The organism is Pseudomonas cavernicola, from assembly GCF_003596405.1.
Taxonomy (GTDB): Bacteria; Pseudomonadota; Gammaproteobacteria; order Pseudomonadales; family Pseudomonadaceae; genus Aquipseudomonas; species Aquipseudomonas cavernicola.
Map to the genome: position 1 here is coordinate 26376 of NZ_QYUR01000008.1, position 15089 is coordinate 41464.

At 60.4% G+C, this 15089-nt stretch carries 13 protein-coding genes; 8 read left to right on the forward strand and 5 right to left on the reverse strand.

The genetic code is table 11. The features are described 5' to 3' along the window. Window positions 1-77 precede the first annotated feature (77 nt). The 8 genes from D3879_RS22005 to D3879_RS22045 all read left to right on the forward strand — a co-directional run bounded on the left by D3879_RS22005 (window position 78) and on the right by D3879_RS22045 (window position 6456). Window positions 78-1049: an alpha/beta fold hydrolase gene (locus tag D3879_RS22005; RefSeq protein ID WP_119956399.1), complete on the forward strand. Its 972-nt coding sequence runs from the start codon at window positions 78-80 to the stop codon at window positions 1047-1049. Window positions 1050-1411: 362 nt separating this feature from the next. Beyond that, window positions 1412-1711 (forward strand): Rieske (2Fe-2S) protein, encoded by a 300-nt coding sequence (locus D3879_RS22015; RefSeq protein ID WP_119957057.1) that lies wholly within the window; start codon window positions 1412-1414, stop codon window positions 1709-1711. A 31-nt stretch (window positions 1712-1742) separates the two neighbouring features. Beyond that, the gene (gene rraA, locus D3879_RS22020) at window positions 1743-2231 is read left to right on the forward strand and encodes a ribonuclease E activity regulator RraA (RefSeq protein WP_119956400.1); all 489 of its coding nucleotides are present in this window, start codon (window positions 1743-1745) and stop codon (window positions 2229-2231) included. 277 nt (window positions 2232-2508) lie between these two features. Beyond that, complete coding sequence (locus D3879_RS22025) at window positions 2509-3504, forward strand: zinc transporter ZntB (protein ID WP_119956401.1); 996 nt, start codon at window positions 2509-2511, stop codon at window positions 3502-3504. 53 nt (window positions 3505-3557) lie between these two features. Further along, window positions 3558-3803: a CrfX protein gene (locus D3879_RS22030; RefSeq protein WP_119956402.1), complete on the forward strand. Its 246-nt coding sequence runs from the start codon at window positions 3558-3560 to the stop codon at window positions 3801-3803. A gap of 1 nt (window position 3804) precedes the next feature. Continuing rightward, window positions 3805-4629, forward strand: coding sequence for a mechanosensitive ion channel family protein (locus D3879_RS22035; RefSeq protein WP_119956403.1), 825 nt, complete (start codon window positions 3805-3807; stop codon window positions 4627-4629). 94 nt (window positions 4630-4723) lie between these two features. Continuing rightward, the gene (gene sigX, locus D3879_RS22040; RefSeq protein ID WP_119957058.1) at window positions 4724-5314 is read left to right on the forward strand and encodes an RNA polymerase sigma factor SigX; all 591 of its coding nucleotides are present in this window, start codon (window positions 4724-4726) and stop codon (window positions 5312-5314) included. Between the two features lie 107 nt (window positions 5315-5421). Continuing rightward, window positions 5422-6456, forward strand: a complete 1035-nt coding sequence (locus tag D3879_RS22045; RefSeq protein ID WP_119956404.1) for an OmpA family protein — start codon at window positions 5422-5424, stop codon at window positions 6454-6456. A 108-nt stretch (window positions 6457-6564) separates the two neighbouring features. Here D3879_RS22045 and cobA read toward each other — a convergent pair whose 3' ends face one another. The 5 genes from cobA to D3879_RS22070 all read right to left on the reverse strand — a co-directional run bounded on the left by cobA (window position 6565) and on the right by D3879_RS22070 (window position 15078). After that, window positions 6565-7302: a uroporphyrinogen-III C-methyltransferase gene (cobA, locus tag D3879_RS22050; protein ID WP_119956405.1), complete on the reverse strand. Its 738-nt coding sequence runs from the start codon at window positions 7300-7302 to the stop codon at window positions 6565-6567. A gap of 133 nt (window positions 7303-7435) precedes the next feature. Next, window positions 7436-10147 (reverse strand): nitrate reductase, encoded by a 2712-nt coding sequence (locus tag D3879_RS22055; RefSeq protein ID WP_119956406.1) that lies wholly within the window; start codon window positions 10145-10147, stop codon window positions 7436-7438. Window positions 10148-10235: 88 nt separating this feature from the next. Next, window positions 10236-10562 (reverse strand): nitrite reductase small subunit NirD, encoded by a 327-nt coding sequence (gene nirD, locus D3879_RS22060; protein WP_119956407.1) that lies wholly within the window; start codon window positions 10560-10562, stop codon window positions 10236-10238. After that, entirely contained in the window at window positions 10559-13015 is a 2457-nt protein-coding gene (nirB, locus tag D3879_RS22065) for a nitrite reductase large subunit NirB (RefSeq protein ID WP_119956408.1), read from the reverse strand. The genes nirD and nirB overlap by 4 nt, the downstream gene beginning before the upstream one ends. 392 nt (window positions 13016-13407) lie before the next feature. Next, window positions 13408-15078, reverse strand: coding sequence for a bifunctional protein-serine/threonine kinase/phosphatase (locus D3879_RS22070; RefSeq protein ID WP_119956409.1), 1671 nt, complete (start codon window positions 15076-15078; stop codon window positions 13408-13410). Window positions 15079-15089 lie beyond the last annotated feature (11 nt).

Consider the following 15089-nt stretch of genomic DNA (forward strand, 5'->3'; position numbering starts at 1 on the left):
TGTCTAAACCAGCGCTTCTTCAACCACCTATAAAAAGGGCGGACATAATCCCGCCCTTTTTTTGTGCAAGTAGTCGCATGCAAAGTAGCAGTGAACTTTTCCCCGTCGCGCTGATGAGCGCAGAGCTGCGTGGCGATCTGAGCGAAGACGTTTATCGCCTGAAGCCGGGCAACAGCACGGATCCCAGCGTCGAATTAGCGCTCACCCGCCTGGGTCGGTCGGGGCAGGAGGCGAAGCGTGGTGTGCCGGTGATTCTGCTGCATGGCAGTTTCTCCAATCGACGTTTCTGGTACTCGCCGAAGGGCATTGGCCTTGGCCCATATCTTGCGCGGGCCGGTTTTGATGTGTGGATTGCAGAGATGCGTGGCCACGGTTTGTCGCCGCGTAACCTGAACTATCGGCAGAATCGTGTGGCGGATTATGGGCGCTATGACCTGCCGGCTATCGCGGCGTTCGTCTGCGAGCAGACAGCGCAGATCCCGCACTGGCTTGGTCACTCCCTCGGCGGCATCACCTTGGCAGCAGCGCTCGGTGGGCATTATCTGGGTGAAAATGAGGTCGCCTCGGCAGCCTTGTTCGGTAGCCAGATCAGTCGCGTCTACTGGCCGTTGAAAGTGCCGCCAGTAGAGTGGGGCGGGCGCTTGTTGCTCAAGCGGTTTGCCGCGCTCTCGGGGTCAAGACTAAAACGTGGCCCGGAAGACGAACCCATTGGGTTGGCGCTGGAAAGTCTGCGCTGGCATGGCCTTTTCGGTCGTTTTGGCGATAGCGAGCGCGATTGGTGGGCCGGGCTGGTGGAGGTGGGGGTACCGTTGTTGGCCGTCGGCGCCGTGGGGGATCAACAGGATCCCGCTTGGGCCTGCCGCAAATTGCTGGAGCAGTTCGGCTCGCAAACCCGCGAGTTCGTCTGCCTTGGCAAGAAAAACGGTTTTGCCGACGATTACGGGCATGTCGAGATGCTGGTCAGCAAGCACGCCCAGCGCGAAGTTTGGCCGCTGGTCGGGCATTGGCTGCGACAGTTGCAGCTGCCTGTAGGGCTAAAGCAGAGCTAACAAGTAGATTGGGTGGCCTAGTTTCGGGCTAGGCGCACGCCGCTCAACACATTGACTTCGAAGAAATGCAGCCAGTCGGCTGGAGTCTCGAAAAGCCTTTGGTCTCGAACGCCCCAAGTTGTTGACCAGGATGTCTGTCACAGGCTCTTGCCGAGCTCAGTTCAGCTCGGCGCATTAGCTAATGATCAACGGTTTGTCTGCGAGGGGCGCGCGGGATAACGGTTATAGGCCGCTAAGCCTCGGCTGTTATTTTCAAAAGAGTGCAGGCCCGCGGCGGATGGGGCGTTCCGTCGTTGCCGGGAGGAAGCTAAAATTAAACTTTAAGATGGTATATGGTCATTTTTGGTGCCGTGGGAGGTGCCATGTTCGTTGCTCTCGAACGACTGTTGAATCTAGAAGAAGGCTACCGACGGACCTTTCAGGTCGCCGGGCGCAGTCTTTTATTGATGGTGGTAGAGCAGCAGCCGGTGCTACTGGAGAATCGTTGCCCGCACCAGGGGGCACCCTTGCACAACGCCACAGTGCTCGGTAGGGTGCTGCGCTGTGCGCGGCATGGCTCCGAATTCGATCTGTTTACCGGGCAGGCGCTGAATGCGCATTGCGCGGGACTGACCCGGCTGACGCTGGTCTATGATGGCGACCGCATTGGCGTCGATCTCTGACTCTGCTTTCCTCACTCATAGGAGTTTTCCCATGCAATACATCACTCCCGATCTGTGCGATGCCTACCCGGAACTGGTGCAGGTGGTTGAGCCGATGTTCAGCAATTTCGGCGGGCGCGACTCCTTTGGCGGCGAGATCGTCACCATCAAGTGCTTCGAGGACAATTCCCTGGTCAAGGATCAGGTCGAGCTCAATGGTAAAGGCAAGGTGCTGGTCGTCGATGGTGGTGGTTCGCTGCGTCGCGCATTGCTCGGCGACATGCTGGCTGAGAAGGCCGCGAAGAACGGCTGGGAAGGTCTGGTGGTCTATGGTTGCATCCGTGACGTCGATGTCATTGCGCAGACCGAGCTTGGGGTGCAGGCGCTGGCCAGCCATCCGATGAAGACCGACAAGCGCGGCATCGGCGATCTGAACGTGCCGGTGACTTTCGGCGGCGTGACTTTCCGTCCAGGTGAGTATGTGTATGCCGACAACAACGGCATCATCCTCTCGCCCAAGCCGCTGCAGATGCCGGCCTGAGGTCTTAAAACCCGGCATAACAGGCCGTGTGAAAACTACTGCGCTCGGTTATACGGCGTTAAAAACAGGCTCAAAATGCTCATTTACAACACGTAAACTGCGCTTTTGCGCCTGTTTTGACTCGCTGGCGCTCCCCCTTCGGTCCAGCCTGCGGCTGTTACTCCGCTCCGCTGCGTTGCGTCTTGTCTAACCTTCGCTCGCTACGTTTTCACACGACCTGGTAAGTCGGATTTTTTCTAATATGCGCCAGCAATCTGCGGTCAGTGAAGGAGTAAGGATGCACGAGGAAGACAACGCGCAGTGGGGGCTGGTGCATGCCTTCGTTCTGGACGGTAAAGGTGGCGCGCGGCCGATTGCGCGTAAGCAGTTGGATGAGCTTGAACTCACGCCAGAGCAAAGCCTCTGGCTGCATTGGGATCGCAGCCATCCACAGACTCATGCCTGGTTGCGCAACTCCAGTGGGCTGAACGCGTTCAGTTGTGACCTATTGCTGGAAGAGAACACCCGGCCGCGGTTATTGCCGTTGCCGAATGACGAGCTCTTACTGTTTCTGCGCGGCGTCAATCTCAATCCGGGTGCTGAGCCGGAGGACATGGTTTCGGTACGCATTTTCGCCGCTCCTCAGCGAGTCATTTCACTGCGCTTGCGACCGCTGCGCGCGACCGAGGAATTGATTGCCGAGCTGGAGGAGGGTGGCGGCCCGAAGACCTCGTCCGAGCTGATTCTGTACTTGGCGCAGCACCTGACCGGCAAGGTCGATGGTCTGGTCAGCGAACTCTCCGAGCAAGTCGATGCCCAGGAAGAGCAGGTGGATGCCGATGAGCGTTATACGCCGGAGCATGGCCAGATGTTGCACGTCCGGCGTCGTGCAGCTGGCTTGCGGCGCTTTCTGGCCCCGCAGCGCGATATCTACGGTCAGTTGACACGCAACAAATTGCCCTGGTTTGCCGATGACGAGAGTGACTACTGGAACGAGTTGAACAACCGTTTGACGCGCTATCTGGAGGAGCTGGAGTTGATTCGCGAACGGGTAGGCCTGGTGCTCGAGTCCGAGCATCGGCGGATGAGCGAGCGGATGAACCGCATCATGTACCGCTTCGGGATTATCACTGGGGTCTTTCTGCCGATGACTTTCTTGACCGGTTTGCTGGGGATCAACGTTGGCGGTATTCCTGGCTCGGAGAGCCCTTATGGCTTTCTGGTCGCCTGCCTGATGTCGGCTGGCGTGGCCCTCGCTCAGTGGCTGCTTTTTCGCCGACTGCGCTGGGTTTGATGTGACTTGTCGTGTTTTTACCTCGTCTAGCCCACACATCCCGTGAGGTGCGCATGCACGATCCATTCGAAGAATCCCTGCGTGACCTGCTCAAGTCTTCATCGACCAACCATGACGATGATGCTTGCCTGGGACGCGTACTGAAGACTGCCAACCGCCAAGTCGGTGCCGGCGATATGTTCAGCCTGATGGGCCATTGGCTCGAGGCGCTGATGATCGCCCTGAGTAACGGTTCGGCTCATGTCGCGCCGGTATCTCGCCGTACATCTTCCGCTCGCCCTCTTGATAAGGCTGATTGAAATGGAACTCGACCCCTGGACCCAAAGCCTGGTGAGTGCGATGACTGCCCTGTGGACTAAGGTCGCTGGCTTCATTCCAAACCTGTTCGTCGCGCTGATTTTGGTGTTGCTGGGTTTCGTCGTAGCCAAATTGCTCGATACCTTGCTCTCCAAACTGCTGGGTAAGGTCGGTCTGGACCGACTGATGGCTGGTACAGGTTTGACCAAGCTATTAAGCCGGGCAGGCATTCAAGTGCCGGTCTCGACCTTGATCGGCAAGATCGTCTATTGGTTTGTCTTGCTGATCTTCCTGGTTTCGGCGGCTGAGTCGCTGGGCCTGGAACGGGTCTCTGCAACCCTCGATGTGCTCGCCTTATATCTGCCAAAAGTCTTTGGCGCCGCTCTAGTGCTGCTCGCCGGCGTGCTCTTGGCGCAGTTGGTCAGTGGCCTGGTGCGCGGTGCTGCCGAAGGTGTGGGGCTGGACTATGCCAGCGGCCTGGGGCGTATCGCCCAAGGCTTGGTCATCATCATCAGCATCTCGGTAGCCATCGGCCAACTGGAAGTGAAGACCGACCTGCTGAACAATGTGATCGCCATCGTGCTGATTTCCGTTGGCCTGGCTGTGGCCTTGGCCTTGGGCCTGGGCAGTCGCGATATCGCAGGGCAGATCCTTGCCGGTATTTATGTGCGCGAGTTGTATCAGGTTGGGCAACACGTTCAGGTTGGTGATGTCGAAGGGCAGATCGAGGAAATTGGCACGGTCAAGACTACGCTGCTGACAGACGAGGGTGAGCTGGTCTCGGTGGCCAATCGTATTCTTCTCGAACAACGGGTGAGCAGTCGCTAACGCGCCAATCCCTGCTAATGTATGCCGCCATATTAAGACGCCTGAGGTTCTGGGCGGTGGCGGCTATTCACCTGGACTGTTGGCCCGACTCGTTTTGAACAAAGCCCAATCGCTATCTTCGCGTTACGACCCCCGCGAGCTCTCTGACGAAGAGCTGGTGGCGCGTGCGCACGTCGAGTTATTTCATATCACCCGTGCTTATGAAGAACTCATGCGTCGCTATCAGCGCACCCTGTTTAACGTTTGTGCTCGTTATTTGGGTAACGAACGCGATGCAGATGATGTATGTCAAGAGGTCATGCTCAAGGTTCTATATGGCTTGAAGAACTTTGAAGGCAAGTCAAAGTTCAAAACATGGCTATATAGCATCACTTACAACGAGTGCATCACGCAGTACCGCAAAGAGCGCAGAAAGCGCCGCTTAATGGATGCACTTAGTTTGGATCCATTAGAGGAAGCGTCAGAGGAAAAGGCTCCGGCTATCCCTGAACAGGGGGGACTGGATCGTTGGCTAGTGCATGTGAACCCGATTGATCGCGAAATTTTAGTGCTGCGATTCGTTGCAGAGCTAGAGTTCCAAGAGATAGCCGACATCATGCACATGGGACTTAGTGCGACGAAAATGCGTTATAAACGTGCTCTTGACCGCTTGCGTGAAAAATTTTCTGGCGTTACCGAAACTTAGTTGGGTGAAATACCTCTAACCGTGCGGGTGACTTCTGTTAGAATCCCCGCCTGAGTTGTCTTGAGTTTGTCAGACAACTTACTGACCACCAAGATAGGGATTTACGGATGAAATTCAAAAACACCTTAGGCGTTGTCATTGGCTCGCTGATCGCTTCCTCCTCTCTTCAGGCGTTGGCTCAAGGCCAAGGCGCGGTAGAGGTGGAGGGCTTCGCCAAGAAGGAAATGTTCGACAGCGCTCGTGACTTCAAAAACAACGGCAATCTGTTCGGCGGCTCGATTGGCTACTTCCTGACCGACGACGTTGAATTGCGTCTGGGCTACGACGAAGTGCACAACGCTCGTGGCGAAGACGGTCGTGACATCAAGGGCTCGAACACTGCCCTGGATGCTCTGTACCACTTCAACAACCCAGGCGACATGCTGCGTCCGTACGTCTCCGCAGGTTTCTCGGACCAGAGCATCGGTCAAACCGGCCGCAGTGGTCGTAACGGCTCCACTTTCGCCAACGTTGGCGGCGGTGCCAAGCTCTACTTCACCGAAAACTTCTATGCTCGTGCTGGCGTTGAAGCTCAGTACAACATCGACCAGGGCGACACCGAGTGGGCTCCAAGCGTCGGTATCGGCATGAACTTTGGTGGCGGCTCCAAACCTGCTGCTGCTGCTCCGGCTCCAGTTGCTGAAGTGTGCGCCGACAGCGACAACGATGGCGTGTGCGACAACGTCGACAAATGCCCGGATACTCCGGCCAACGTTACCGTTGACGCCGATGGCTGCCCGGCTGTTGCCGAAGTGGTCCGCGTTGAGCTGGACGTGAAGTTCGACTTCGACAAGTCGAAAGTCAAAGAAGAAAGCTACGGCGACATCAAAAACCTGGCTGACTTCATGAATCAATACCCAGCCACTTCCACCACTGTTGAAGGTCACTCTGACTCCGTCGGTCCTGACGCTTACAACCAGAAGCTGTCCGAGCGTCGTGCAAACGCTGTTCGTGAAGTTCTGGTTAACCAGTACGGTGTAGGCGGCGAGCGGGTTAACGCTGTTGGTTACGGCGAGTCCAAGCCGGTTGCGGATAACGCTACCGCTGACGGCCGCGCGGTTAACCGTCGCGTAGAAGCTGAAGTGGAAGCTCAAGCCAAGTAATTGGTTTGGCTCTACCGAAAAGCCCGGCTCCGGCCGGGTTTTTCTTTGCCTGAAAAACAGCATAAACAGTATCAAGACGGAGCAGGGTCACTCCGCCGGGCTCCGGGGCTAGGCGCTGACAGCCAAAGGCAAAGCCTGGGCGCTGGCGGCCACCTCACCGATCACCAGAATCGCCGGGCTTTTCAGCTGGAACGCCTGCGCGTCCTGCTGCATATCGCCGAGGGAGCTGCGGCATTCGCGTTGCTGCGGCAGAGAGGCGTTTTCGATCATGGCGATCGGCATGTTCGCTGACATGCCGCTGGCCAGCAGGCTGTCACGGATCTCACCCAGTTTGGCCACGCCCATGTAGACCACCAAAGTGGTGCCGCTTTGGGCCAGCGCCTGCCAGTTGAGGCTGCTGTCGTCCTGTGTGTGAGCGGTGATCAGGGTCACGCCGCGGCTGATGCCACGCAATGTCAGCGGAATGCCGCAGTTGGTCGCACCGGCCAAGCCCGCGGTAATGCCATTCACCAACTCAACCTCTACGCCACGGGCGCTCAACCACTCGGCCTCTTCGCCGCCACGGCCGAAGATGCACGGGTCGCCACCTTTGAGGCGCACCACGCATTTGCCCTGACGGGCATATCGCAGCATCAGTCGATGAATGAATTCCTGGGGCGTCGAGCGGCAGCCACCGCGTTTACCCACTGGGACTATCCGCGCACCTGGGCAATGTTCAAGCACGGCGGGATTGACTAGGTCGTCGATCATCACGATGTGCGCTTCGTGTAGCGCCCGTACGGCCTTCAGGGTCAGTAGTTCCGGGTCACCAGGGCCTGCGCCCACCAGCCAGACTTTTCCACTCATATGCCTCTCCTCTGTCGTAGGGTGGGTTAGCCGCGTAGCGGCGTAACCCACCATCGATGCCGTCGGGCATCGCGTTGGCCGGCCCAGTGGACCGGGTGGTGGGTTACGGCCTGCGGCCTAACCCACCCTACGGTTATGCGTTTGCCACCGCCGGCAGTTGGGCCAGTAGCCGTTTGATTTCCGGAACGCAGGAGCCGCACTGAGTGCCGCAACCTAGGGTTTGTTTCAGGTCTTGCAAGCCCAGCCCGCGAGCGATTCCGGCGCAGACCGCGCCTTCGCTGACATTCATGCAGTTGCACAGGGTTTTGTTGCCGGGTGTACTGGCGCCAGCACTGCCGGGCGGCGTGGTGATCGGTGCCAGCAGCCAGCGGCGCAGGTCGGCGTCGGTTTCACCGCTCAGCCAGAGGCCCTTGAGCCAGTCGCGCGCCGCAGTTTCGCCGGCCAGACGGATCGCCGTGATGCGACCTTGCTCGATACGTACGCGCTTGCCGACTGCCCGACGCGGATCGTCATAGGCGAGCACAGGGCCTTCATGCAGTCCGAGTAGGCGATCGATCTGGGCCAGCAGTTCGGGGGCGGGTGCCTCAGTGGCCGCCGCACGAATCAGCAGGGCTGGGCGCTCGCGGCCGACCAGGCCGAGGCTGGCGTAGTCGAAGCTTTCACACAGGGGGCGCAAAGCCTCAAAGCGCGTTTGAACCTCGCCTTCGACCAGGGCGAACAGTTGCCAGGGCAATTCGACCTTTTGCACCTCAACGCCGGCGTGCTTGAGTTCCGGCTGTTTCGAAAGCGGATCGAATGCCGGTAGAGTCAACACGTTGCAGCCCAAGCCCTTGAGAAAGCGATTGCCCCAGTGCATTGGTAAAAACACCTGGCCGGAGCGCACGCCTTCATCGCTTTGCACCGGCAGAACCAGGCTGCCGCGCCGGCTTTTCAGTTTCACCAGATCGCCGGCTTGCAGGCGCCGACGACGCAGTTCCTCTGGGTGCAGGCTGAGCACGGCTTCCTCGACATGACCGAACAGTTGCGCTGCCGTACCGGTGCGGCTCATGCCGTGCCAGTGGTCGCGCAGGCGGCCGGTATTGAGGGTCAGCGGGAAGCGCACATCACGTTTTTCTTTTGGCGCGCGATAGGGTTCGGCGATAAAGCTCGCCCGCCCGGATGCACTGGGGAACACGCCATTGCCATACAGCCGCGCGGTGCCTTCACGGGCGCCAGCGGGGAAGGGCCATTGCTGTGGACCTTGGGTATCCAGAATCGCGTAGCTGAGACCGGAAAGGTCCAGGTCGCGCTGGGCAGTCAGTTGTTTGTATTCATCGAACAAAGCTTGCGGCTGGTCGAAGTCAAACAGGCTGGGCAGGCCGGGGCGTAGCAGTTGTTCCAAGCGGCGGGCGAAATCCACGGTGATCGCCCAATCCGGCCGTGCCTCTGCGGGCGCGGGTACTGCGCGGCGAACGTGGGAAATACGCCGTTCGGAGTTGGTCACCGTGCCTTCCTTCTCACCCCAACTGGCGGCGGGCAGCAGTAGATCGGCGAAGCGGCACGTCTCTGTGGTGAAGAAGGCTTCCTGCACCACCACGAACGGGCAGGCGCTCAGCGCTTCATGAATCTTGTTCTGATCCGGCAGCGATTGCGCCGGGTTGGTGCAGGCGATCCACAGGGCTTTGATCTTGCCGGCATGCACTGCATCGAACAGTTCGATGGCAGTCAATCCGGGGCTCTCCGGCAGGCTGTCGACGCCCCAGTAATGGGCCACTTCGGCTCGGTGCTCGGCATTCGCCGCCTCGCGGTGGCCCGGCAGTAGGTTGCACAGGCTGCCGGTTTCGCGGCCGCCCATGGCATTTGGCTGGCCGGTGAGCGAGAAGGGGCCGGCCCCCACTCGGCCAATCTGCCCGGTGGCCAGGTGCAGGTTGATCAGTGCGCTGTTTTTCGCGCTGCCGGCGGTCGACTGATTCAGGCCCATGCACCACAGGGAGAGAAAGCTCGGCGCCTGGCCGATCCACTGGGCGCAGCTGTACAACTGCTCGACCGGAATGCCGCACAGCTCGGCGACCATTTGCGGGGTGTAGTCGCGCACCAGGGTTTTCAATGCGTCGAAGCCTTCGGTGTGCGCCTCGATAAAGCGCCGGTCGAGCCAGCCTTCCCACATCAGGATATGCAGGATGCCGTGAAACAGCGCGACATCGGTGCCCGGCTGGATCGCCAGGTGCAGGTCGGCCAGCTCGCAGGTATCGGTGCGCCGTGGGTCGACCACTATGATCTTCATGTCCGGGCGCTTGGCCTTGGCTTCTTCCAGTCGCCGAAAGAGAACGGGATGCGCGAAGGCCATGTTGCTGCCGACGATCAGCACGCAATCGCTGTGCTCGAGGTCTTCGTAGTTGCACGGTGGTGCATCGGCGCCGAGGCTGCGTTTGTAGCCAACCACGGCGGACGACATGCACAGCCGCGAGTTGCTATCGATGTTGTTGGTGCCCACCAAGGCGCGGGCGAGCTTGTTGAAGGCGTAGTAGTCCTCGGTCAGCAACTGACCGGAGATGTAGAAGGCCACACTGTCCGGGCCGTGTTCGCGGATGGTCTCGGCAAAGACGCTGGCCGCGTGATCCAGTGCCGAATCCCAGTTGGTGCGTGCACGCGGCAGGGCTTTGCCAAGGCGCAGTTCCGGGTGCAGCGCGCGTGCAGCCAGGTCCCCGGTCAGATGCAGAGTTGCGCCTTTACTGCAGAGTTTGCCGAAGTTGGCGGGGTGGGCTGGGTCACCTTTGACCCCCAGCACCTTTTCGCCGTCGTGCTCAATCAGTACACCGCAGCCGACGCCGCAGTAACAGCAGGTTGTGGCGGTTGTCAGGTGCATGGTGCTGACTCCTGTAGGTTGGTGCTGAGCGAAGCGATGCCCAACAAGCACCGCGCAGCGGTGCCCTTGTTTATCCCCATGGAGCAGCTCAGACACACAGAGCGGCTTCCCTCAGCGCGAGTAGTACACGACCGTTCTCGACCTTGGCCGAATGTTTGTGGGCGCAACCGACATCCGGGGCCAGGGCTTCGCCGTTTTCCAGATCGATCTGCCAGTTATGCAGCGGGCAGGCCACGCGTTTGCCGTAGATCAAGCCTTGGGACAGCGGGCCGCCCTTGTGCGGGCAGCGGTCGTCGAGGGCGAAGACTTCATCGTCGGCGGCTCGGAAGATGGCGATATCGCCTTTGGGGCCGGCGACGATGCGTGAGCCGAGTACGTTGATCTCTTCCAGGGCGCAGATATCTAGCCAGTTCATACGGTCGCCTCCTCAACTTGAACTACTGCAATGCGGTCGAACTCTTTCTTCAATTGCGGCTGCTCGATCCGCTCTTTCCACGGGTCCTGCTCGAAGGACAGCGAGAACTGCAGGCGTGCATTCAGCGCCTGGCGATTCGCGGCGTCCTCGACCACGGCTCGCTTGATGTAGTCCATGCCGACCCTTTGCAGGTAATGCACGGTGCGTTCCAGGTAGAAGGCTTCTTCGCGGTACAGCTGCAGGAAGGCGCCGTTGTATTCGCGCACCTCATCGGCGGTTTTGAGCTTGACGAAGAACTCCGCGACTTCGGTTTTGATCCCGCCGTTACCGCCGATATACATCTCCCAACCGGAATCGACGCCGATCACGCCGACGTCCTTGATCCCTGCTTCGGCGCAATTACGTGGGCAGCCGGAGACCGCGAGCTTGACCTTGTGCGGCGACCACATGTTGAACAGGTCGTGCTCCAGATCGATGCCCAGCTGAGTCGAGTTCTGTGTACCGAAGCGGCAGAACTCGCTGCCGACGCAGGTCTTCACGGTGCGGATGGATTTGCCATAGGCGTGACCGGAGGGCATATCCAGTTCCTTCCAGACTGCCGGCAGGTCTTCCTTCTTGATCCCCAGCAGGTCAATGCGCTGGCCGCCGGTGACCTTGACCATGGGCACCTTGTACTTGTCCGCCACGTCAGCGATCCGCCGCAGCTCGGACGGGTTGGTCACGCCGCCCCACATCCGCGGCACCACCGAGTAGGTGCCGTCCTTTTGAATATTGGCGTGAGCGCGTTCGTTGATCAGGCGCGACTGCGGGTCGTCCTTAGCTTCGCCTGGCCAGGTCGAGAGCAGGTAGTAGTTCAGCGCCGGGCGGCAGGTGGCGCAGCCGTTCGGGGTGTTCCAGTGCAGCGCGCGCTGAGTGTCGGCGATGCTGATCAGATGCTGCTCGCGGATCGCCTGGCGGATCTGCCCGTGGTTGAGGTCGCTGCATCCGCAGATGGCTTTCTCGCTTTTCGGCTTCACGTCCGCCGCGCCACCGACGGTGCTGATCAGAATCTGTTCGACCAGTCCGGCACAGGAGCCGCAGGAGCTGGCGGCCTTGGTGTGCTTCTTCACCTCATCGACGCTGAACAGGCCGTTTTCCTGGATGGCCTTGACGATGGTGCCCTTGCACACGCCGTTGCAGCCGCAGATTTCCGCGCTGTCCGGCATGCTCGCGGTTTTGTCCTGGCCCTGGTGGCCGACGTCGCCAATGGCGTTTTCGCCGAACATCAGGTGGTCGCGGATTTGCGCGACGTTGTGGTTCTCGCGCACTTGGCGGAAGTACCAGCCGCCGTCGGCGGTATCGCCATAGAGGCAGGCGCCGACCAGGATGTCGTCTTTGATCACCAGTTTCTTGTACACGCCGCCGATGGGGTCGGAGAGGGTGATCGTCTCGGTACCCTCGGCACCCATGAATTCGCCGGCGGAGAACAGGTCGATGCCGGTGACTTTCAGCTTGGTCGAGGTCACCGAGCCCTGATAGCGGGCAAAACCCAGTTGCGCCAGATGGTTGGCGCAGACCTTGGCTTGCTCGAATAGCGGCGCGACCAGGCCGTAAGCGATGCCGCGGTGATTGGCGCATTCGCCGACCGAGTAGATGCGCGGGTCAAAGGTCTGCATCGTGTCGTTGACCAGAATCCCGCGGTTGCAGGGGATGCCGGATTTTTCCGCCAACTCGCTGTTTGGCCGGATCCCGGCCGCCATCACCACCAGATCCGCCGGTATCACTTCATCGTCGGCGAAGCGCACGGCGCAGACGCGACCTTCTTCATTGCCGATCAGTTCTGCGGTGTGTTTAGGCAGCTTGAACTTCAGGCCGCGGGCTTCCAGTGCGGTTTGCAGCAACTTGCCGGCGGTGGGGTCGAGCTGGCGCTCCATCAGCCAGTCGCCGATATGCACCACGGTCACATCCATGCCGCGCAGTTTGAGGCCGTTGGCGGCCTCCAGGCCGAGCAGGCCACCGCCGATCACCACTGCATGGCTGTGGGTTTGCGCGGTGTCCATCATTGCCTGGGTGTCTGCGATGTCGCGGTAGCCGATCACGCCCTTGAGCTTGTTGCCGGGGATTGGCAGCACGAACGGGTTGGAGCCGGTGGCGATCAACAGACGGTCGTATTCGGCTTCGCTGCCGTCATCGGCGATCACCCGGCGCTTGATCCGGTCGATCTGCACCACCTTGCGGTTGAGCATCAGTTGGATGCCGTTTTCGCTGTACCAGTTCAGGTCGTTGAGCACGATCTCTTCGAACTTCTGCTCACCGGCCAGTACGGGCGAGAGCAGGATGCGGTTGTAGTTCGGGTGCGGTTCGGCGCCGAACACGGTGATCTCATAGAGGTCCGGGGCGAGCTTGAGCAGCTCTTCCAGTGTACGTACCCCGGCCATGCCATTGCCGATCATGACTAATTTGAGCTTTTTCATGCTGTTCTCCGTGAGCTTGGGCAGCCTGCCGTGCAGGGGCTTCCAAGTGGCTCTACAAAATCCGCACAAACAAAAAAGGCGCCTTGCCGGTTACCCAGCAAGGACGCCTTTGTCCAAGTCCCGATCTAGCGGGAAGTGCCTCCCTCGCCATTGAGGGCTGCGCTTTTTATAAATTGTCGAAGTTGATACTGCAGTAGCTGTGCCAACTTTGCTGGAGCCTGGGGTTCCCGAGGGTTTGCCTGGTATTTGCGCTCTGACTTGGCAGTCGTTGCGCACCCGTTTAAAGCAAGTTGCGCTGTTATGGTGCACTCGATGGTGGCTTGCAGGCCAGGTAAGTGGGCTGTGCACGCCGAGATTGCGCGAACACTTTCAGTGCCGGCGGTAGCGCTGGGCTAGCCCTGCAACGCCAACACAATCAACAGTAAATTCAACACCAGCGAAAACAGCGCCAAGCCTCGCCAGACCTTCAACGGTTCGCGCTCCAGCAGCGGGCGTGGGCGCACGCTGAGAGCCTGGCGTTCGCCGTGTTCCAGTAGTAGCAGCCACTGCTCGGCGGTTTCGAGACGCTGTGCCGGGTCGGCGCTCAGCGCACGATTGAGGCATTCGTCAAGCCAGTTGGGCAGGTCCGGGCGGTAGCGGCTGGCCGGAGTTGGGGTGCCGAAACGCGGATGCTGGAAGGCCTCGATCTCGCCATAGGGGTAATGCCCGGTCAGCAAGTGATAGAGGGTAACGCCGGCAGCGTAGAGGTCCTGTTGCGCGCTCGGCGCCACGCCGGCAAAAGCCTCCGGGGCGATATAGCTGGGGGTCCCGGGCAAGCTGTGGACTTCATCCTGGGACAGGCCTGGGCAATAGGCCAGGCCGAAGTCGAGTACGCGCAACTCACCGTCATCGCCCCATAGGAGGTTTTCCGGTTTCAGGTCGCGATGCAGAATGTTGCGCCGGTGCAGCATGCCCAGGGCGCGAAGCAGGCGTGGCGCGATATCCAACCATTCGGGCAGGCCCAGCGGGCCGGACAGGCGCAAGTGCTCGGCCAGGGTTTGTCCGCAGTGCTCACGCTGCACGTAATACAAATGCTGACGCTCGGGCACGGCGTGTACTTCCGGGAAGTTGCGCCCGGCCACACGCCGTAGAAACCACTCTTCCAGCAGCAGCGCCGGGCCGGCCTGGGCTTCGTCGTGGCGGCTCGGAGGCAAGGTTTTCAGCAGCCAGCGCCGCCCTTGGGCATCGCGCACGCGGTAAACCAGCGACTGACGCGACTCTGCGATCAGTCGCTCGATCTGCCAGCCTTCGAAGTTCTGCCCCTCGCGTAGCTTCGGTGGCAGCGGCCAGTGTTCCAGTTGCGCCAAGGTGTCAGCGAGGTCGCCTTGCGGCAGCGTGCCGACTTGCACCAGCAGGGCGCTGGCGTTGTCCTGGCTGCCAGCCAGATGCGCGGCGCTGACCAGCGCTTGCGCGGCGGCCGTGGGGTCGTGGGCATCCTGCAAAATGTGTTGAATGTGGCTGTCGCCCAGTACCGCCCAGACACCATCGCTGACCAGCAGAAAGTGCTCGCCTTCGCGCAGTTCGCCGTCGAGGTAGTCGACCACCAGATGTTGATCCAGCCCCAGCGCGCGCTTGAGTACATGCTGCATGCCCGGCTGTTCCCAGACGTGATCCTCGGTCAACCGCTCCAGCGTGCCATCCAGCCAGCGATAGGCACGGCAATCGCCGACATGGGCCAAGGTAAAGCGCCGGCCACGCAGTACCAGCGCGGTCAGGGTGGTGAGCAGCGGTTGCCCGCCGCCGTTGGCTTGCAGCCAGCGGTTGTGTGCCAGCAGCAAGCGTTCCAGCGATTGCGCCACGGCCCAGGTCTCGGGCGTGGCGTAGTAATCGAGGGCCAGCGCCTGCAAGGTCGCACGCGCCGCCAAACCGCCGTCGGCACACTGGCTGACGCCATCGGCGAGGGCGAACAGATACCCCTTGCTCGCCGCCAGCACCGGTGCAGGCGTGACCACCCGCAGGGCGTCCTGATTCTCCGCCCGAGGGCCGGTAGCGCTGGCTTGGCCGAAGTTGAGTTGCAGGCTCATGGAGTGCTCTT